This is a genomic window from Actinacidiphila oryziradicis, assembly GCF_005047355.1.
GTDB classification, from domain to species: Bacteria; Actinomycetota; Actinomycetes; order Streptomycetales; family Streptomycetaceae; genus Actinacidiphila; species Actinacidiphila oryziradicis.
Genome location: NZ_SUMC01000022.1, coordinates 71,975 through 90,276, shown reverse-complemented (window position 1 = coordinate 90,276; position 18,302 = coordinate 71,975). Strand labels below are relative to the sequence as shown.

Below are 18,302 nucleotides of genomic sequence, written 5' to 3'. Positions count from 1 at the left end.
CCGTGATTGACCCTGACGATACGTGATGTCAGAGTTTTGACGCGATGACCGCTGACTCTCTTGACCCCCGCCGGTACCGCCGTGCGCTCGCAAGCCTGCGTGGCCTGGCCCTGGGCGATGCTCTCGGCTCCCAGTTCTTCGTGCCGGTGAACCATCCGGCCCTGCAGGACGGTGGACTGCCGCCCGGGCCCTGGCGGTGGACGGACGACACCGAGATGGCCTGCTCCGTACTGGCCGTGCTCGCCGAACACGGCCGCGTCGACCAGGACGCGCTCGTCGGGTCCTTCGCCGAGCACCATGACTGCGACCGGGACCTACGGGCCCGTCGTCGACCGGATGCTGCGATTGATCTGCCAGGAAGGCGGCGACTGGCGCACGCTCTCCGCCGAGGTTTTCAACGGGCAGGGGTCGTGGGGAAATGGCGCCGCGATGCGGGTTGCCCCTCTCGGAGCGTGGTACGCGGGAGACGCCGAGCAGGCGGCGCACCAGGCGGAGTTCTCCGCTTACACCACGCACCAGCACCGCGAGGCCGTTGCCGGCGCCATGGGGGTTGCCGCGGCGGCGGCGCTGGTCGCTGACCCGGAGGGCGGGCCCGGGACTCCGTCGGACCTGCTGGGCGCTGTCATCAGCCTTCTGCCGCGCAGCGCCGTGCAGGCCGGGGTGCGGCGTGTACGCGACATGCTTGGTTACGCCGATGTGCCGACCGTCGCCGCCGTGCTCGGTTGCGGGCGGCGCACCAGCGCGCACGACACGGTGCCCTTCCCGCTGTGGGCGGCTGCCCGGAATCTGGGCGACTACCGGCAAGCCTTCTGGGACACGGCCCGGGCGGGCGGTGACGTGGACACCACATGCGCCATAGTCGGCGGCATTGTTGCGGCCCGGCCGGACGGTGCGCCGCCGCTGGAATGGCTGGAGCGGGCGGAGTCGCTCCCGGAGTGGGTTCCGGCCGGCTGAATTCACGGGAAAGGGCACGGCCCGACAGGCCCGAGCCCCAGGGCATACGTTGTCGGCCACGCCGCCAGGCGATCTTGCTCATCCGGTCGGCGCTCCGCCGGACGGTGCTGTATGTGGACGCATACGGGCTGACCCGGCTGCGGATCTTGGTGGCCGGGGCGGAGCTGTGGCTCGGCTTCGTCATCGTACTGACTCATGGCGGCAGGCGACCCGCCCACGAGAACACGAAGATCGACCTGGCGTATCTGCGGAACCTTCCCGCGGATGCCGTGAAGTACTGACCGCGACCACTGGTTGTACGGGCGCGCCGTTCCGGCCTTCCCTCGGGCCGGGCGGCGGCGCCGGTGTGATCAGGCCGCAGGCGTGCCTGCGGTACCGTTGAGGGACTCTAGATCACTCTTGCGCACCCGGATCACGAACACCGCGGTGACCAGCGCCAGTGCGACCAGTCCGACCGCCGCGATGAACGCGGTGGAGATGCCCTGGGCAAGCACCTGGTTTCCCCAGCGCGCGGGCAGTTCATGCGTCTTGGCGAAGGCAGCCTTCTGCTCCGGGGTCGCCTTGGCGAGGAAATCCGGGAGCTGGTCGGAGAATTCATTACGGCTGGCCGTGCCGAAGACAGTGACCAGGATCGACAGGCCCAGTGAACCGCCAACCTGCTGCGTCGCGTTGAGCAGGCCGGATGCGGCTCCCGCCTCACTCTGCGCGATCCCGGAGACCGCTGTGAGGGTGAGGGTGACGAAGTTCAGGCCCATGCCGAAGCCGAACAGCAGCATGGGGCCGAGCACCCCGTCCGCGTAGCCGCTGCCCGGGTCGAGCTGGGTCTGCCAGGTCAGGCCGGTGCCGGTCAGCAGTGCGCCGGTGACTAGGAACGGTTTCGGGCCGAGCACTGGCAGGAAGCGGGTTGACAGGCCCGCGCCGGTCACGATCGCCACAGTGACCGGCAGGAATGCCAGGCCTGCTTGGATGGGGCTGTAGCCGAGCACATTCTGCACGAACAGCACGATGAAGAAGAACATCCCGAACATTGCCGCGGCGAGGCTCAGCATGATCACATAGGTGCCCGACCGATTGCGGTCCGCGAACATCTTCAATGGTGTGATCGGGTCCCGGGTCCGGCGTTCGACCAGCACGAACGCGGTGAGCAGGACAACTGCCGCGCCGAACGCGCCGAGCGTGAGGCCGTCCCGCCAGCCCTTGTCGGCGGCCCGGATGAATCCGTACACGAGTGAGGCCATACCGCCGGTCGAGGTGATCGCGCCGACGATGTCGAGGCGTCCGGGATGGCGCTCGGAGTCATTGATGAACACGGGCGTGAGGAAGGCGATGAGCAGCCCGATGGGCACGTTGACAAAGAACACCCACCGCCAGTTGAGCCACTCGGTGAGCATTCCGCCCGCAACCAGCCCGATCGCGCCGCCGCCGGCCGAGACGGCGGCGAACACGCCGAAGGCGCGGTTGCGCTCCGGGCCCTCGGGGAACGAGCTGGTCACCAGGGCCAGCGAGGTGGGCGAGCAGATCGCACCACCGACGCCCTGCAGGGAGCGGGCGGCCAGCAGCTGCCATGGCTCCTGTGCGAAGCCGCCGAGCAGTGAGGCGAGGGAGAACAGCAGGACGCCGAAGACGAAGACCCGCCGCCTGCCGAGGATGTCCCCGGCCCGCCCGCCGAGCAGCAGCAGGCCGCCGAAGGTGAGGGTGTAGGCGTTGAGCACCCAGGACAGGTCGGTGGTGGAGAAGGAGAGCGCGTCCTGGATGTGCGGGAGCGCGATGTTCACAATCGTGGCGTCGAGTACGACCATGAGCTGGCAGGCGGCGATGACCGCGAGCGCGATACCAGGACGTCCGGCCCGCCGCGCGGCGCCCGGTGCGTGTGGAGTGCTTAACTGAGAAGTTGTCACGGAGGGCCCCCCAAGGGCGACTTAGTGAACGAGCCCGTTCCCTCTGTATGACATTAGTGAGTGGCAAGTACGGAACGCAAGCGTTCACTAGGATTGCCGCCCGGGGCATCTGCCGTCCGGAGCAAAGGGAGGACGCCCATGGCCAGCTCGCAGGAAGCCGTCGCAGCGGGCAAGTCCACTGTGCCCCGCCGTCGCGGCCCCGTGCTGGAGCGGGCGATCCTCGAAGCGGCACTGGATCAGCTGAGCACGGTCGGCTGGGGCGGGCTGACCATGGAGGGCATCGCCGCGCGCGCTCAGACGGGGAAGGCGGCGGTCTACCGCCGCTGGCCGTCCAAGCATGCGCTGGTCGTTGACGCGCTTTACTGCGTCCTGCCCGATGTCGGTGATGTGCCCGACCTCGGGAGCCTCCGCGAGGACCTGCTCTTCCTGGTCCAGCGGATGCGTGAGGCGATGTACTCGCAGGGCGGCCTCGCCATCCGTTCTGTGCTGGACGAATGTGACCACTCGGCCGCCGAGTCATTCATCGGTCTGATCGTGCGGGGTGTGATCGAGCCCGGCAAGCGGCTCATCCTCGAAGTCGTACAGAGGGGCATCGCGCGCGGGGAGGTGCGGGCCGACGCGACCGGCGACATCGTCGCCGATGTGGTCCCGGCGCTGATGATGTACCGGGCGAAGCTCGGCGGGCGCGACATCGGCGAGCGGGATCTGATCGAAGTGGTGGACCAGGTGATGCTGCCGCTGCTGCGGACCTGAGGGCCGGTACACCGACCTGGTCAACGGTGCCTGAACAGCGGAGCGTAGGCTTGGCACTGCCATGCCGTACGAGCCACCCACCCACAGCGTCGAGCGCTCTTTGAGGGCCACCCTCGGTGCCAGGACCGTCGTAGGCGTTGACGAGGTCGGGCGAGGTGCCTGGGCCGGCCCGGTCACCGTGTGCGCCGCGGTAACCGGGCTGCGTCGGCCGCCCGAGGGCCTTACCGACTCCAAGCTGATCAGCGTCAAACGCCGTACGGCGCTGGCCCGGGTACTGGTCGGCTGGGTAACTTCCTATGCCCTCGGGCATGCCTCACCGGAGGAGATCGACCGGCTCGGGATGACCGCTTCGCTTCGGCTCGCCGCGGTGCGGGCACTGGAGGCGCTGCCGGTGCGGCCCGACGCGGTGATCCTCGACGGCAAGCACGACTATCTCGGCGGTCCGTGGCGGGTGCGTACGGTCATCAAGGGTGACCAGTCGTGCGTGGCTGTGGCGGCGGCGTCAGTGATCGCCAAGGTGCACAGGGACGGGATGATGGCGGAAATCGGTGCCGGCCACGCCCGGTTCTGTTTCGCCGACAACGCCGGGTACCCTTCGCCGGTGCACCGCGCGGCACTGGAGGAGCTGGGACCGACCCCGCATCACCGGTTGTCGTGGTCGTACCTCGATGCGCTGCCGCGCTGGCAGCATCTGAAGAAGGTACGGATCCCCGATGGCGGAGGGGAGCAGCTCGGCCTCGAATTCTGACCCGAGTTGTGACCTACCCGCCGCTGCGCCCGCAAGGTGCATTTGATAGACATCACCCCATGCCTCTCATCCCCGAGGAGCCTCAGATTCACGAGAGTGTCCCGGGTCCCCGCACTCCGGCCGCTGGCCGCCCCGCGTCGACCCCCCGTCCTGTACCCGGCCCCGGCCCCCGGCCTGGCCCGCCGCGCCCCGCGCCGCCGCGCGGAGCATCTCACGTGACTGTCCGGCCCGGCCGTCCCGGGCCGGCTCGCGGGCCGGCCACCGCTGCGCAGCAACGCTCGCCCCATGAAGGTGAGGCGGTGGCCACTGCGACTACGCAGATCCAGCTCGTCCCGGCCTCTGCCGAGGGTGCGATAGGCGCCGCGGACGAGGCGGTCGACCTCTTGCTGGAAACCGGTCGCCCACCTGGTGAGATCCTGGTGCTCACCACCGGCGAGCAGCACCCGTGGGCCGCACATGAACTGTCCTTCGGCGAGGCATCCTACTGGGCGCAACACGATGCCGGTGACGATGTCTTCTACTCCGGTATTGACGCCCAGCGTGCCGGCGGGCGGCCGGTCGTGATCGTCGCCGTCAACGGTGATACGGGGGAGCCCACCGCGTCGGCGCTGTCAGCGGCGGTGGCACGGGCCGGCGCGCTGCTGATCGTGTGCGGTGACCCGCAGCGGTTCAACGGGCTGCTCGGCGCGAACGCCTGACCGACGGGAAGGGCCGGATCCCGGATCAACGGGCCGTGGCGCGGCGCAGTGCCTCCGGTGCCCTGTTGGGCCGCAGGGTCACTGCGCTGTTGGGCTGCTGTGCCCATGACGCCGAGTGCGGGCTCCGGCCGCCGCGGTTCTCGCCGACTATGTGCCAGCCGTCCCGGTTCAGCGTTATGTAGGCGCCGCAGCGCAGCCCGTGCAGGCCGCATGCGTCACGTAGGCCCCACATCCAGGCGCCGTCCTCCTCTGTCCAGCCCGGTCCGCCTTCGCGGCACACGAGCAGCACGGCGATACGGACCGGCGTGCGCCGCCGCAGGTCGTGGGGGGTGACGCGGCGCAGGTGGGCGAGGATCGCGTTACGGCGCTCCCAGCCGTCGGTGAGGCCGGGCCGCTGGGTGAACGAGGCGCTCGCGGTCAGCCGCCCGTCGGGGCTGAACACCGCGACCACGGCGGTGGAGGGCGAGGGCAGATGTCTGGCGTGCAGGTCCTTGACGATCTCGCGAGGATTGCTGAGCAGCGGAATCCCCGCAGCGCTCCACTCGGCAGGCTCCAGCGTTCGGGTCAGACGGGAGGAGGTGCCGGCGGTGGTCTCCGGAGCGAAGCCAATGGCCACGGTCCTCCCTTCGTGGATACTTTCCCCGGCCGGTGGCCGGGCGGGGTCCCCCGGTGAGGCCGGGGGCGAGCCCCCCAGCCACCGGGCACGCGGGCGCACGCCGGTCAGAGGGGCTCAATGAGCCAGTCGGGGATCCTGCTTAATTCTTCCTCTCGTGCTGACGAGCGGCAACGGTCAATTTGTCGACTCGACTGCTTATTTACCTGTCTGCCGCATAGATTCTGTGCGGCGGTGACTTTCTGACCTCCCGTCAGCCCTGCAAGCCCAGTACCAACGGAAGCACTGCCGTAACACCGGATCGGCGCAGGAGCCGCGCGGCGACTGCCAAGGTCCAGCCGGTCTCGGAGAAATCGTCTACCAGCAGCACTGACCCGGGTGCGGCGGCCAGTGCGGCGGCCAGCTCCGGCGAAACGGTGAACGCCTCGTGCAGCGCCCGGAGCCGCTGGGCACTGTTGCTGCGGGGTATACGGCCAGGCCCGTCGCCGTCGGCGTAGACGAGCTGACCGAGCAGCGGCATCCGGCCCACCTCGGCGATCCCGGAGCCCAGCGAGTCGATGAGCCGCGGACGGGTGCGGGAAGCGATGGTGACGACGCCGACGGGCCGGGCCGGTGCCTCCGGTGTTCCGCTCGCCCAACCGCCTGGGCCCTTGGCCCAGTCGGCGAGCACCCGGACCACAGCTTCGGCGGCGTCGGCCGGCACCGGCGTGTCCGGGGCGCCGTCCGCGAACAGCGGCCGCAGCCGGTTGCCCCAGCCGATGTCCGACATCCTGCCGAGCGCCCGTCCGGTCTCTGCCTGCTCCCCCGCCGGGATACGGCCCTTGAGCCCGACGCCGGCCGCCGCCATGCCCGACGGCCACATCCGGCGCGGATCCACCTCGACCCCGGGGCGGCCCAGCGCGACACGTGCGGACTCCAGTGCGGTGGGGGAGAGGGCCTCGGTGAAACGGGCCCCCGCGCAGTTGTCACATCGGCCGCAGGGCGCGGCCTGGTCGTCGTCCAGCTGGCGGCGCAGGAACTCCATCCGGCAGAGCGTCGTCGTCGCGTAGTCACGCATCGCCTTCTGCTCCGCCTCACGCTGGCGGGCGACCCAGGCGTACCGTTCGGTGTCGTACTTCCACGGCTGCTCGGTGGCGGTCCAGCCGCCGCGCACACGGTGCACGGCGCCGTCCACATCCAGCACTTTGAGCATGGTCTCCAGCCGGGAGCGGCGCAGGTCCACTCGCGCCTCCAGAGCCGGGATCGACACGGGCCGGTCGGACGCGGCCAGCACCTCCAGGGTCCGCCGCACCTGGTCCTCTGGAGGGAAGGCGAGCGAGGCGAAGTATTTCCAGATCGCCTCGTCCTCGCGGCCCGGCAGCAGAAGTACCTCGGCGTGGTCCACGCCGCGGCCGGCCCGCCCGACTTGCTGGTAATAGGCGATAGGTGACGACGGAGAGCCGAGGTGGATGACGAACCCCAGGTCGGGCTTGTCGAAGCCCATGCCGAGGGCGGAGGTGGCGACCAGTGCTTTGACCCGATTGGCCAGCAGGTCTGCCTCCGCGGACCGCCGGTCCGCGTCCTCGGTCCTTCCCGAGTACGAGGCAACCGGGTATCCGCGCTGTCGGAGGAACGCTGTGACTTCCTCGGCCGCGGCCACGGTCAGGGTGTAGATGATGCCGGAGCCCGGCAGCTCCCCGAGATGGTCGGCGAGCCAGGCCAGCCGGTGTGCGGCATCCGGCAGCCGCAGCACCCCGAGTGCCAGGCTCTCGCGTTCCAGCGGCCCGCGCAGCACCAGCGCGTCGGCGCCGTCCCCGGTGCCCAACTGCTCGGCGACATCGGCGGTCACCCGCGTGTTCGCGGTCGCGGTGGTGGCGAGCACCGGCACGCCCGGCGGCAGGTCGGCGAGCATGGTCCGCAGCCGGCGGTAGTCAGGCCGGAAGTCATGGCCCCAGTCCGAGATGCAGTGTGCCTCGTCGACGACCAGCAGTCCGGTGGTGGCGGCGAGCTTGGGCAGTACCTGGTCCCGGAAGTCCGGGTTGTTCAGCCGCTCCGGGCTCACCAGCAGTACGTCCACCTCCCCGGCTGCGACTTCGGCCTGGACGGTGTCCCATTCCTCGGTGTTGGCGGAGTTGATGGTGCGGGCCCGGATGCCGGCCCGGTCGGCGGCGTCTATCTGGTTGCGCATCAAGGCCAGAAGCGGGGAGACGATCACGGTGGGTCCGCTGCCGCGCTTCCGCAGCAGCGCGGTGGCCACGAAATACACCGCCGATTTCCCCCAGCCGGTGCGCTGCACGACCAGCGCCCGGCGGCCGTGGGCCACCAGCGCCTCGACCGCCCGCCACTGGTCCTCGCGCAGCCGCGTGGTGCCGGTGGGGTCACCGACGAGGCGGGCGAGGACCGAATCGGCCGCGGTGCGGAGTTCGGTGGTGGTCGTGTCAGTCATGCCCCCATGTAACGCGATGGCACCGACATCGCGCGAACGCCGTCGGCGGCCCTGTGGATAACTTACCCATAACTTGTATGATGGTATGCGCAATTTATCCACAGGCTGGCTGAGGGGTCTGGCGGAGATCGACTCGCTGCGGGACCGTCGGGGCATGACACAGCACATCGAACCGCCCCGCCCGTCCGACGACCCCAAGGTCACCCTGCGCAGCCCGGCTGAACTGGCCGACGCTCTGCCCTTTTTGATGGGCTTTTATCCGAGTCATTCGATTGTCCTCGTCGCACTGCACGGCGAGCACAGCCGCTTCGGCGGGCGGCTGCGCCTCGGTATTCCCGACGACCCCGCCGAGTGGCCCGAGGCCGCTGCCCAGCTTGCCGACTGCCTGATCCGAGGCAGTGAGCAGCGCGGCGACCGCCCCGACTCCATCGTCGTATTCCTTTGCCCGGAACGAGCCGAGGGTGAGAGCCCCGCCCGGGCGATGGAACGCGTGCGACCGCTGGCCCAGGCGCTGCGTACTGCGTGCGGTGCACTGGACGTGCCCGTCGTGGAGGCGCTGTGTGTCACCGGTGGCCGCTGGTGGTCGTACTGCTGCCCGGGCACGGGCTGCTGCCCGCCGGAAGGGGCCGAGGTCTCCGATTCGGGAGACTCGGTCATGGCCGCCGCGGCGGCCTACGCGGGCATCCAGGTGCGCGGCTCGCTGCGGGAGATGGAAGCCCGGCTGGCCCCGCCGACCGGTCCCGGTGCCACTGCCCAGGTTCGCGCCCTGGACACTGCCGCCGCCGAACTCGTGCCCCGGATGCTCGACGGAGCCGACTGCGAGAGCGTCCGGCGCACCACCCTGACCCTCGTCGAGGAAGCCCTGCGCAGGTTCCGCGCGGCCCCGCCGGACGACGACGGAGCCGGTGCGGACCGTATCGACGACGCCCTGCTCGGCGACGAGGAGGCCGCGTCGATCGTCCTGGGCCTGCAGGACCGCATCACCCGGGACCGCGCCGCCGAATGGATGGAGCCCCCGCACACCGAGCCGGCGCTGCGGCTGTGGCGGGCCCTGGCCCGGAGGTGCGTCAAGCCCTACGAGGACCATGCCGCCGCCCCGCTCACGCTGGCCGGCTGGATCGCCTGGTCCTCCGGTGACGAAACGGCCGCCCGCGTCGCCTTCGGCCGTGCCCTGGACCTCGACCCGGACTACACCTTCGCCCGGTTGCTCCATGCCGCGGTCAACAACGGGCTCGATCCCGAACCGCTGCGCCACTGCCTGCGCCAGGAACGGAGGCAGCGGGTCGCCAAGGCGGTCACAGCTCGCCGCGGACCAGCCGGATCAGCCGGTCGAGGACCTGGCCGCCGCTCACCCGGAGCCCGTCGTGCTCGTACTCGTCGGTGACCCAGGTGCGCAGGGACCGCACCGACCGTGCGGTCGTCAGGGAGCCAACCGCGTCGACATACATGTCGTCGTGGTAGATGGCGGCAGCCACCGGCACCTCGTTGTGGGCCAGCTGCTCGGGGTCGTAGAGATCGGGCCAGTCCTCGCGCAGCGCCAGGAGCCGCGAGGCCTCCCAGAGCGGAGCAAGCGCGGGGTCGGCCGTGAACATCCATGGGTAGGTCATCTCGCCTGTGAACAGCACCGGCCCGTCACTCTCCAGGGCCTTGTCCGCGTCGAACTGCGGGAACTCACCTCGCACCCGTTCCGCCGCCCAGCCGGTGCACCGGGGCGAAACCGAGCGCTGGCTGTAGATCGACTCATGGAGCACCGCGAACAGCGGATTGCCGGCGAGGGAGAGCCGGCTCTGCGCCTCGGTCAGAAAGGAGTCCGACAGCACCGGTCCCGAAGGACCGTCCACTCCGGGCAGAAAGGCGTCCTCCAGCAGGTAGTGCAGGGTGTGGGAACCGGTGCTCGTGCCCAGCATCATGCCCAGCGACTGGAAGGCCGCCGGGGTGAGCAGACCGCCGCCCGGCAGCCTCACCTCGTGCTCGCGCAGATGCCGGACCACCGCCCGGACCGTCGCGGCATCCCCGGGATAACGCGCGTAGTGCTCGGCGACCTTCCGCTCCACCCGCGGGTACGCCGCCCGGTAGACATCCTCGGCGGTGCTGCGCAACCCGGGCAGCCCGCCGGTGACAAACGCCTCCCGCACCCCCTCGGGAGCGAACGACAGATAGGTGAGAGTGCAGAAACCCCCGTAGCTCTGTCCGAGCAGGCTCCACCGGATGTCGTCACCGAGCCGCTCGCGGCGGATCAGCTCGCAGTCCCGCACGATCGAATCCGCCCGGAAACGCGCCAGGTACTCCGCCTGCGCGGCGGCGTCCCCGCGCAGCGGCAGGGTCTGCCGGGTCACGGGTGAGGACCGTCCGGTGCCGCGCTGGTCGAGCAGCAGCACCCGGTAGTCGTCCAGCGCCCGGGTCAGCCAGCTGTCGCGGCCCAGCGGCCGGGGCGAAGGGCTGCCAGGGCCGCCCTGCAGAAACAGCAGCCAGGGCAGCGGCTCCCGCTCCCGCCCGGCCGCCACCACCTCCCGGGCATAGATCTCGATCTGCTCGCCGCCAGGATCTGCGTGGTCCAACGGCACCTGGAAGGAGTGATCGGTGATGACGGTCCCGGGCTGGTGGTACACGGCCATGGTGACTTCTGTCCTCCTGATACGGGTGAATTCCCCGGCAAACGCTAGTGCGCCGGGCGGCGGGACGCCGACCGGCCCGTGACCCGGGCGCCCGTGTGGGCGTTCACCTGGCATGAGTCCGCAGCCGACCACCCCGCCGCCCCGGCCCGTCCCGGGTCCGCAGCCGGTGCACGAAGCGGTGATCTGTGTGGCGGCCCCGGCCCTAGCGGTCTCGGACAGTCACGGGCAGCTGCTCGGCCGTGGCCTGGACGGTTTCTACCAGGATGGCCGACGGGTGCTGGCCCGCTGTCAACTGAGACTCGCGGGGGCCGCCCCCATCCCCGTACAGGGTGGGCTCCTCAGCGCCGGCCGGGCTCGCTTTGTCGCCGTGGCGCGCACCGCCGCCGACCTCGGCCCCGACCCGGCCGTCACCGTTGAACGGCTGCGTTCCGCAGTGGGCACGGAACGGATCACGCTGCGCAACACCGGCCCCCGGGGGGTGCGGATTCCGGTCGAGTTGGCCCTGGGCACAGATCTCGCCGAGCTGACCGCCGTCGCCGCCGGACGGCCCGGGCCCGATCTGCCGGCCGGTGTCTGTGACTCCGGGCTGCGCTGGTCCGGTGCCGAGGCCTGCGCGCGGGTCACCGCCAGCCCCGCGCCGGACAGCGCCATCGCCTCAGCCGGCGTGCTGCGGTGGGAGCTGGTGGTACCGCCCGGAGCCAGCCGCACCATCGAACTCAGCGTCGGGCTGGAGGCCACAGGGCAGAAGGCGGTGACCAGGATCCCGGGCCAGCGTCCCGAGCACGCCCCGGTGCCCTGGTCCACTGCCGAGATCGTCTGCGATGACGCAAGGGTCGGGACCCTGCTGCGCACCAGTCTCGACGACCTGCGCTCACTGCTGCTGTGCGACCCGGGCCGGCCGTCGGACGTTCACGTCGCGGCGGGCGTCCCGTGGCGCCTCGGCCTCGCACCCGCCGACGCCCTGTGGGCCGCCCGCATGCTGCTGCCGCTCGGCACCCGGCTCGCCGCCGGCACGCTTCGCACGCTCGCCCGCCGCCAGGATCCGGGCACCGGCCGTATCCCAGGGCTCCTGCGGCACGCGGGACCCCACCTCCCGCCCACCTGCTCCGGGGTTGAAGCCACCCTGCTGTTCGTCACTGTGCTGGCCGAAGCCCGCCTGTGGGGCCTGCCCGAGCGGGAAGCGGAGCCGCTGCTCCCCGCCGCCGAGCGCTGCCTGCACTGGCTGTACGCGACCGTCATCGCTGCCGATGACGGGTATTTGCCTGATCCGGCCCCCGGCGGACCCCCACGCTGCGAAGTACAGGCCCACGCCCATCGTGCCGCGCTGCACGGTGCCGAGCTCCTCGACGCCTACGGCCGCCCGGGCGCCGACGGCTGGCGGGAGCGCGCGGCGGAGCTGCGGCGGCGCTTCACAGCGGACTTCTGGCTCGAGGACCGCTGGGGCGGCCGCCCCGCAGCTGCCCTCGGCCCCGGGCGCAGACCCCTGCCGCACCTCGGCTCCGCCGCCGCGCACCTGCTGGACACCGGCCTGCTCGGCGGCGGCCATCTCGCCGCCGGGCTGCTCGACAAGGCGCAGACCGAGCAGCTCGCCCGGCTGCTGGGCGCCCCGGACCTCGATTCCGGCTGGGGCCTGCGCACCCTTTCCACCAGGGCCCCCGGCCACAACCCCTTCGGTCACCGCGGCGGCACCGTGCGCGTCCACGAGACCGCGCTCGCCGTATCCGGCCTGGCCGCCGCCGGATACGAGAAGGTGGCCTCGGCACTGATGCACGGCGTACTGGACGCCGCCGAGGCCTTCGGCTACCGGCTTCCCGAGATGTACGCCGGTGAGCAGCGTGGCGCCGACCGCACCCCCGCCCCGCACCCCACCGCCGGCCGGCCGGCCGCTGTGGCCGCCGCCGGCGCGGTCCATCTGCTGGCAGCGCTCGCCGGAGTGCGCCCGGACGCCCCCGAACGCATGGTCGTCGCCCGTCCGATGACCAGCGCGCCCATGGGGGCGGTGCAGTTCACCGGGCTGCGCGTCGCCGAGGAGCCGTTCTCCGTACGCATCACCAGACTCGGGATGGCCATGATCGAGGAAGCAGCTCCCGGCCTGCAGCTCGGCGCGTGACCCCCGGGCCGTGTCCGGCCGCCGCACGGCCGGTCTGCCTCCCCGGCTGTCGACGGTCGCCGCGGCTCCTCCCGCAGCTACCGCTGGTAGGTGCCCCCACATTTCACCCACCCCACCTGTCGCCGGGCCCTCTAAGATCGCGTCATGTCGCCCTACGACCCGTCGGCCTTCCCGCCCTTCGCCGTCACCGTCGACCTGGTTGTGCTCACGGTGCGGCACCACGCCCTGTGCGCGCTCGCCGTGCGCCGCGGCGAGCCGCCCTATCAGGGCCGGTGGGCGCTGCCCGGCGGTTTTGTCCGCGCTGACGAGGATCTGACCCAGGCGGCGGCCAGGGAACTCGCCGAGGAGACCGGGCTGCATGCCCAGAACGGCGCCCATCTGGAACAGCTGGCCACCTACGGCGACCCGCACCGCGATCCGCGGATGCGGGTCGTCAGCGTCGCGCACCTCGTCCTCGCCCCCGACCTGCCCGCCCCCCGGGCCGGCGGCGACGCCCGCAGCGCCCGCTGGGCCCCGGTCGGTGAGCTCCTCCACGACGGCGGGCCCGAGCGCGGCCCCGGCGACGGCAGCTCACTCGCCTTCGACCACGACCGCATCCTCGCCGACGGTGTCGAACGCGCCAGATCCAAGATCGAGTACTCCTCACTCGCCACCGCCTTCTGTCCGCCCGAATTCACCGTCGGCGAGCTGCGCCGGGTCTACGAAGCCGTCTGGGGCGTCGCCCTGGACCCCCGCAACTTCCACCGCAAGGTGACCGGCACCCCCGGCTTCCTCGTCCCCACCGGCGGCACCACGACCCGTCAGGGCGGCCGCCCCGCCCAGCTGTTCCGGGCCGGCGGCGCGGCACTGCTCAATCCGCCCATGCTGCGGCCAGAAATCTAACCAGAAGCCCTATTTACGGCATTCTGGGCGTTATCGTGCGAGGGTGATCCAGGCCATCGGACTGACCAGCACGCCCCGCGGCGATCTACCGCCCCTCGTCGACGACGCCACCTTCGAAGCCCGCCCCGGGCAGGTCACCGGCCTGCTCGGCGACAGTGCACCGGCCACCACCACGCTTTTGCGCCTCATGCTCGAACTCGAACCGGGCCGCGGCGTCACCCTCTTCGACGGTAGCCCCCTGCACCGCCACCCCCACCCGGCCCGCCAGGCCGGCGCACTCCTCGGTGACGTACCCGGCCATCCCGGCCGCACCGCCCGCAGCCATCTCCGTATGCTCGCCGCCGCCACCGGAGTTCCGGCCGTCCGGGCTGAACAGGCGCTCGAAGCCGTCGGCCTCACCGGTGTTGCCGACCACCGCCTCGGCGCCCTCTCGCTCGGCATGGACCGCCGGCTCGGCCTTGCCACCGCCCTCCTCGGCGAGCCACGCGCTCTCCTGCTCGACGACCCCGCCCGCGACCTCTCCCCGCGCGACACGGCCTGGCTGCACGGACTGCTCAAGTCCTACGCCGCGCGGGGCGGCACCGTCGTCGTCACCGGCACCGACCCGCAGGCGATGACCCGCCTCGCCGACCGCATCGTTACCCTCGACCACGGCCGGATCACCGCCGACCAGCCCGCAGACGAATTCGCCCGCACCCGGCTCCGCCCGTACGTCGCCGTACAGTCCCCGCACGCCCAGCGCCTCGCCGCCCTGCTCGCCGACGACGGCGCCGAGGTCGCGACCAGCAGCGGCAACCGCATCGCCGTCTACGGCACCACCTCCGCCCGCATCGGCGAAACCGCCTACCGCAACGGCATTCTGCTCCACCGCCTGGCCGAGGAAACCGCCGACACCGGTCCCACCGCCCCGCTGGCCCGGGCCGACGGCCGCCAGCACCCGGCCCGCGACGCCGTCCCCCCGGCCGGTCCGGCCCGGCCGTTCCGCTACGAACTCCGCAGATTCAGCGGCGTACGCACCCCCTGGCTCATCGCCACCGCATCGCTGCTCGCCTCCGTCGTCTGCACCCTGGCGCTGCTCCATGCCGGGCACCACGCGCCGCTGCGACTCGTCACCGGCTGGCCGCACCTACTGCCCCTGCCTCCCGCCGCACTGGGAGCGGGACTCCTCGGGGCACTCGCCTACGGACAGGAATTCCGCTATCCCGCACTCACCCCCACCCGCACCCCGGCCCGCCGCCAACTTCGCCTGCTCACCGCCAAACTCACCGTGAGCGCCGCAGCCGCCCTCCTGCTGGCGGCCACAGCCGCCGCTCTCGGAGCCGCGATCTACCTCTTCGCCCAGGGACCCCACCCTCTCCCCCCGGCCGCCGACACGGCCGCCCAGGCCGCTGGTTGGGCCGCGCTGGCGGTCGGCTGCGCCTGGGCCGGGCTGCTGGCCGCCGCCGTGTTCCGCACCACCGCCCTCGGTATGGCGGCCGTACTCGCCGTGCCCCTGCTGGTGGCTCCGGCGCTCGGTTCCGCGCATCCGGCGGACGAACCGGTCCGCCAGTCCCTGGCGTTGTCGCTCGCAGCCCTCCTGTGCGCGTATCTGGCAATGGTTTTGCGCAGGCGTGACGGCTGACGACCGTCAACTACCGGTCAGATAAACCGAACCATTTGTGGGTCCTGCAAGAAGTCCCATTTCCCTCCGATAAAGCGTCAATTATCAGGTGATGAGCGCTCACCCTTTCGTGTGCTTTTCAGCAAAGCCCTCAAGGCGTCGGGCGCCATCGCCGACAAAGGATGCGTGAGTACCCTTGCGCACACCATGATGACCGCCGCTCGCTCCGCCGACACGGGCATCGTCGGCCCGGGCGAGCTCGACCGCTACCCCTACGCCGATGCCCCCGCCACCGACCGTCCCGGCGGATCCTCCTGGGACGGCGTCGAATCCGACCTGGCCCGCGTCGGCCGCCGTGCCGGTGGCAGCCGGGGCCGTGGACTGCACGGCCAACTCGTCCAGCAGCTCGGCCAGATGATCGTGTCCGGCGATCTCGGCGCCGACCGCCCGCTCGTCCCCGAGGAGATCGGCCAGCGCTTCGAGGTCTCCCGCACGGTCGTACGGGAATCCCTCCGCGTGCTCGAAGCCAAGGGCCTGGTCAGTGCTCGCCCCAACGTCGGCACCCGGGTCCGCCCGGTCAGCGACTGGAATCTGCTCGATCCCGACATCATCGAGTGGCGGGCCTTCGGCCCGCAGCGCGACGACCAGCGCCGCGAGCTGTTCGAGCTCCGCTGGACCATCGAGCCGCTCGCTGCACGTCTCGCCGCCGGTCACGTCCGCGAGGAGATCCAGCAGCGCCTCGCCGACATGACCGAGATCATGAGCCACGCCGCCACCCAGGGAGACTCCCTCACCTTCGCCCGCGCGGACGCGGAGTTCCACGCCCTGCTCCTGCAGCTCGCCGGCAACCGCATGCTCGAGCACCTTTCGGGCATCGTCTCCGCCGCCCTCCAGGTCTCCGGTGGCCCCGTCACCGCCTGTGAGCGCCCCGGCGACCACTCGGTGGCTCTCCACTGCCGCGTTGTCGAAGCCCTCGCGGCCGGAGACGGCGCAGCCGCCGAGACTGCCATGCGTCAGCTGCTCGCCGTCCACCCCGACGCCGGGAGCCCCGGAGATCCCGGCCATGTGGTGCCCGCCCCACGCGAGCACTGACCGTGCGGCACGGCCGCCGCCGGCCCCGCCCCGGGCCGGCGGCGGAACTGCCCACGAACCGCCCAGGGTGTTTGCGGGTACCTGCCCCGCTATCAGACGGTTGGCAATGATCCGGGGTGTGACTCGGGCCACGCGGATCGGGCGTAACGCTCTGCCGAGCAGCGCGATGAGGTAAGAGGTGGCAGCCGCAGACGGAATACCCGCGACCCACATGACGCTGTGTTCCTGTGCGGTTCCACCCGAGTCGTTCCCATCGTTCCGAGAGGTTGTTCGTGTCGGCCAGCACATCCCGTACGCTCCCGCCCGAGATCGCAGAGTCCGAGTCTCTGATGGCGCTCATCGAGCGGGGTAAGGCTCAGGGGCAGATCGCCGGCGACGATGTGCGCCGCGCCTTCGAAGCGGACCAGATTCCGGCAACCCAGTGGAAGAACGTTCTGCGCAGCCTCAACCAGGTCCTCGACGAGGAGGGTGTGACGCTGATGGTTAGTGCCGCTGAGGCGCCGAAGCGCACCCGTAAGAGCGTCGCAGCCAAGAGCCCGGCGAAACGTACTGCCACCAAGACCGTTGCCACGAAGGCTGCCCCGGTCAAAAAGACCGTCGCGGCCAAGACTGCCGTGGCCCCCGTGACAGCTGTCGCGGCCGAAGGGGTGGTAGGCGCGGCCGGCGAAGCCGCGGCACCCGAGAAGACCGTCGCCAAGAAGGCGGTCGCCAAGAAAACCGTCGCCAAGAAGGCGGTCGCCAAGAAAACCACCGCCAAGGCGAAGAAGGACGACGAAGTCGTCGAGGGCGAAGAGCTTGCCGATGACGCCGCACCCGGGAAGGGTGAGGAAGGCCCCGACCAGCCCGAGGCGGAGAGCTTTGTCCTCTCCGACGATGACGAGGACGACGCTCCTGCCCAGCAGGTAGCCGCGGCAGGTGCGACCGCCGACCCCGTCAAGGACTATCTCAAGCAGATCGGCAAGGTCCCGCTCCTCAACGCCGAGCAGGAGGTCGAACTCGCCAAGCGGATCGAGGCCGGCCTCTTCGCGGAGGACAAGCTCGCCGCCGCCGACAAGCTCGCGCCCAAGCTCAAGCGCGAGCTGGAGATCATCGCCGAGGACGGCCGCTGGGCCAAGAACCACCTGTTGGAGGCCAACCTCCGCCTCGTGGTCTCCCTCGCCAAGCGTTACACCGGCCGCGGGATGCTCTTCCTGGACCTCATCCAGGAGGGCAACTTGGGCCTCATCCGTGCGGTCGAGAAGTTCGACTACACCAAGGGCTTCAAGTTCTCCACGTACGCGACCTGGTGGATCCGCCAGGCGATCACCCGAGCCATGGCCGACCAGGCCCGCACCATCCGTATCCCGGTGCATATGGTCGAGGTCATCAACAAGCTCGCGCGTGTCCAGCGTCAGATGCTCCAGGACCTGGGCCGCGAGCCCACCCCGGAGGAGCTGGCCAAGGAACTCGACATGACCCCCGAGAAGGTCATCGAGGTCCAGAAGTACGGCCGTGAGCCCATTTCCCTGCACACCCCCCTCGGCGAGGACGGCGACAGCGAGTTCGGTGACCTCATCGAGGACTCCGAGGCCGTGGTTCCCGCCGACGCCGTCAGCTTCACCCTTCTGCAGGAACAGCTGCACTCTGTGCTCGACACGCTCTCCGAGCGTGAGGCGGGCGTGGTCTCCATGCGCTTCGGTCTCACCGACGGCCAGCCGAAGACACTGGATGAGATCGGCAAGGTCTACGGGGTCACCCGTGAGCGGATCCGGCAGATCGAGTCCAAGACCATGTCCAAGCTGCGCCACCCGTCCCGCTCGCAGGTCCTCCGGGACTACCTGGACTGAGCCTGGACTGAGCAAGCCCTCCGAGTGCTCTACGGGCCCGTGACCGCCACCGGTGGTCGCGGGCCCGTCCACTTCTGCTGAGCTCTCG

13 protein-coding genes and 2 pseudogenes are annotated in these 18,302 nt (G+C 70.9%); 11 read left to right on the top strand and 4 right to left on the bottom strand.

Annotated features, from left to right (window positions below):
* Window positions 1-44 precede the first annotated feature (44 nt).
* Together FCI23_RS22825 and FCI23_RS63830 are read left to right on the top strand one after the other, a co-directional pair.
* Window positions 45-822: pseudogene (locus FCI23_RS22825) on the top strand (ADP-ribosylglycohydrolase family protein); the annotation flags it as partial.
* Window positions 823-1,025: 203 nt separating this feature from the next.
* Window positions 1,026-1,145, top strand: a pseudogene (locus FCI23_RS63830) (DUF4153 domain-containing protein); the annotation flags it as partial.
* A 159-nt stretch (window positions 1,146-1,304) separates the two neighbouring features.
* On the opposite strand, the gene FCI23_RS22815 reads toward FCI23_RS63830, so the two are convergent.
* A complete protein-coding gene (locus FCI23_RS22815) occupies window positions 1,305-2,852 on the bottom strand; it encodes an MFS transporter (RefSeq protein ID WP_136725797.1) in 1,548 nt (515 codons plus the stop codon).
* Window positions 2,853-2,990: 138 nt separating this feature from the next.
* On the opposite strand from FCI23_RS22815, the gene FCI23_RS22810 reads away from it, so the two are divergent.
* The 3 genes from FCI23_RS22810 (at window position 2,991) to FCI23_RS22800 (ending at window position 5,051) form a co-directional block, all read left to right on the top strand.
* On the top strand, window positions 2,991-3,605 hold the full coding sequence (locus tag FCI23_RS22810) for a TetR/AcrR family transcriptional regulator (RefSeq protein ID WP_136725796.1): 615 nt from the start codon (window positions 2,991-2,993) through the stop codon (window positions 3,603-3,605).
* Between the two features lie 61 nt (window positions 3,606-3,666).
* Window positions 3,667-4,353, top strand: coding sequence for a ribonuclease HII (locus FCI23_RS22805; RefSeq protein WP_136725795.1), 687 nt, complete (start codon window positions 3,667-3,669; stop codon window positions 4,351-4,353).
* A gap of 59 nt (window positions 4,354-4,412) precedes the next feature.
* Window positions 4,413-5,051 (top strand): hypothetical protein, encoded by a 639-nt coding sequence (locus tag FCI23_RS22800; protein WP_136725794.1) that lies wholly within the window; start codon window positions 4,413-4,415, stop codon window positions 5,049-5,051.
* 25 nt (window positions 5,052-5,076) lie between these two features.
* Here the strand turns inward: FCI23_RS22800 and FCI23_RS22795 are convergent, their stop codons facing one another.
* Both FCI23_RS22795 and FCI23_RS22790 read right to left on the bottom strand, forming a co-directional pair.
* A complete protein-coding gene (locus FCI23_RS22795; protein WP_136725793.1) occupies window positions 5,077-5,667 on the bottom strand; it encodes a hypothetical protein in 591 nt (196 codons plus the stop codon).
* Between the two features lie 250 nt (window positions 5,668-5,917).
* Window positions 5,918-8,089: a RecQ family ATP-dependent DNA helicase gene (locus tag FCI23_RS22790; protein WP_136725792.1), complete on the bottom strand. Its 2,172-nt coding sequence runs from the start codon at window positions 8,087-8,089 to the stop codon at window positions 5,918-5,920.
* Window positions 8,090-8,243: 154 nt separating this feature from the next.
* Here FCI23_RS22790 and FCI23_RS22785 point away from each other — a divergent pair, with 154 nt between their 5' ends.
* Window positions 8,244-9,473 carry a DUF4192 domain-containing protein gene (locus FCI23_RS22785; protein ID WP_136725791.1) on the top strand — a complete coding sequence of 410 codons (1,230 nt, stop codon included), beginning with the start codon at window positions 8,244-8,246 and terminating at the stop codon, window positions 9,471-9,473.
* Here the strand turns inward: FCI23_RS22785 and FCI23_RS22780 are convergent.
* Window positions 9,385-10,704: an alpha/beta fold hydrolase gene (locus tag FCI23_RS22780; RefSeq protein ID WP_136725790.1), complete on the bottom strand. Its 1,320-nt coding sequence runs from the start codon at window positions 10,702-10,704 to the stop codon at window positions 9,385-9,387. The two genes, FCI23_RS22785 and FCI23_RS22780, sit on opposite strands and share 89 nt — an antisense overlap.
* Window positions 10,705-10,816: 112 nt before the next feature.
* Between FCI23_RS22780 and FCI23_RS22775 the strand changes: the two genes are divergently transcribed.
* The 5 genes from FCI23_RS22775 (at window position 10,817) to FCI23_RS22755 (ending at window position 18,214) form a co-directional block, all read left to right on the top strand.
* Window positions 10,817-12,814 carry an amylo-alpha-1,6-glucosidase gene (locus FCI23_RS22775; protein WP_136725789.1) on the top strand — a complete coding sequence of 666 codons (1,998 nt, stop codon included), beginning with the start codon at window positions 10,817-10,819 and terminating at the stop codon, window positions 12,812-12,814.
* Between the two features lie 144 nt (window positions 12,815-12,958).
* The gene (locus FCI23_RS22770) at window positions 12,959-13,696 is read left to right on the top strand and encodes an NUDIX hydrolase (RefSeq protein WP_136725788.1); all 738 of its coding nucleotides are present in this window, start codon (window positions 12,959-12,961) and stop codon (window positions 13,694-13,696) included.
* 43 nt (window positions 13,697-13,739) lie between these two features.
* The gene (locus FCI23_RS22765; RefSeq protein ID WP_136725787.1) at window positions 13,740-15,317 is read left to right on the top strand and encodes an ATP-binding cassette domain-containing protein; all 1,578 of its coding nucleotides are present in this window, start codon (window positions 13,740-13,742) and stop codon (window positions 15,315-15,317) included.
* A gap of 165 nt (window positions 15,318-15,482) precedes the next feature.
* Window positions 15,483-16,388 (top strand): FadR/GntR family transcriptional regulator, encoded by a 906-nt coding sequence (locus FCI23_RS22760; protein WP_136725786.1) that lies wholly within the window; start codon window positions 15,483-15,485, stop codon window positions 16,386-16,388.
* Between the two features lie 272 nt (window positions 16,389-16,660).
* Window positions 16,661-18,214, top strand: coding sequence for an RNA polymerase sigma factor (locus FCI23_RS22755; RefSeq protein ID WP_265737763.1), 1,554 nt, complete (start codon window positions 16,661-16,663; stop codon window positions 18,212-18,214).
* Window positions 18,215-18,302 lie beyond the last annotated feature (88 nt).

What these genes read in the sequence shown, in the direction of transcription:
- FCI23_RS22810 (WP_136725796.1), top strand. Translation starts at nt 2,991, where the DNA reads ATGGCCAGCTCGCAGGAAGCCGTCGCAGCGGGCAAGTCCACTGTGCCC.
- FCI23_RS22805 (WP_136725795.1), top strand. Translation starts at nt 3,667, where the DNA reads ATGCCGTACGAGCCACCCACCCACAGCGTCGAGCGCTCTTTGAGGGCC.
- FCI23_RS22800 (WP_136725794.1), top strand. Translation starts at nt 4,413, where the DNA reads ATGCCTCTCATCCCCGAGGAGCCTCAGATTCACGAGAGTGTCCCGGGT.
- FCI23_RS22790 (WP_136725792.1), bottom strand. Translation starts at nt 8,089, where the DNA reads ATGACTGACACGACCACCACCGAACTCCGCACCGCGGCCGATTCGGTC.
- FCI23_RS22785 (WP_136725791.1), top strand. Translation starts at nt 8,244, where the DNA reads ATGACACAGCACATCGAACCGCCCCGCCCGTCCGACGACCCCAAGGTC.
- FCI23_RS22780 (WP_136725790.1), bottom strand. Translation starts at nt 10,704, where the DNA reads ATGGCCGTGTACCACCAGCCCGGGACCGTCATCACCGATCACTCCTTC.
- FCI23_RS22775 (WP_136725789.1), top strand. Translation starts at nt 10,817, where the DNA reads ATGAGTCCGCAGCCGACCACCCCGCCGCCCCGGCCCGTCCCGGGTCCG.
- FCI23_RS22770 (WP_136725788.1), top strand. Translation starts at nt 12,959, where the DNA reads ATGTCGCCCTACGACCCGTCGGCCTTCCCGCCCTTCGCCGTCACCGTC.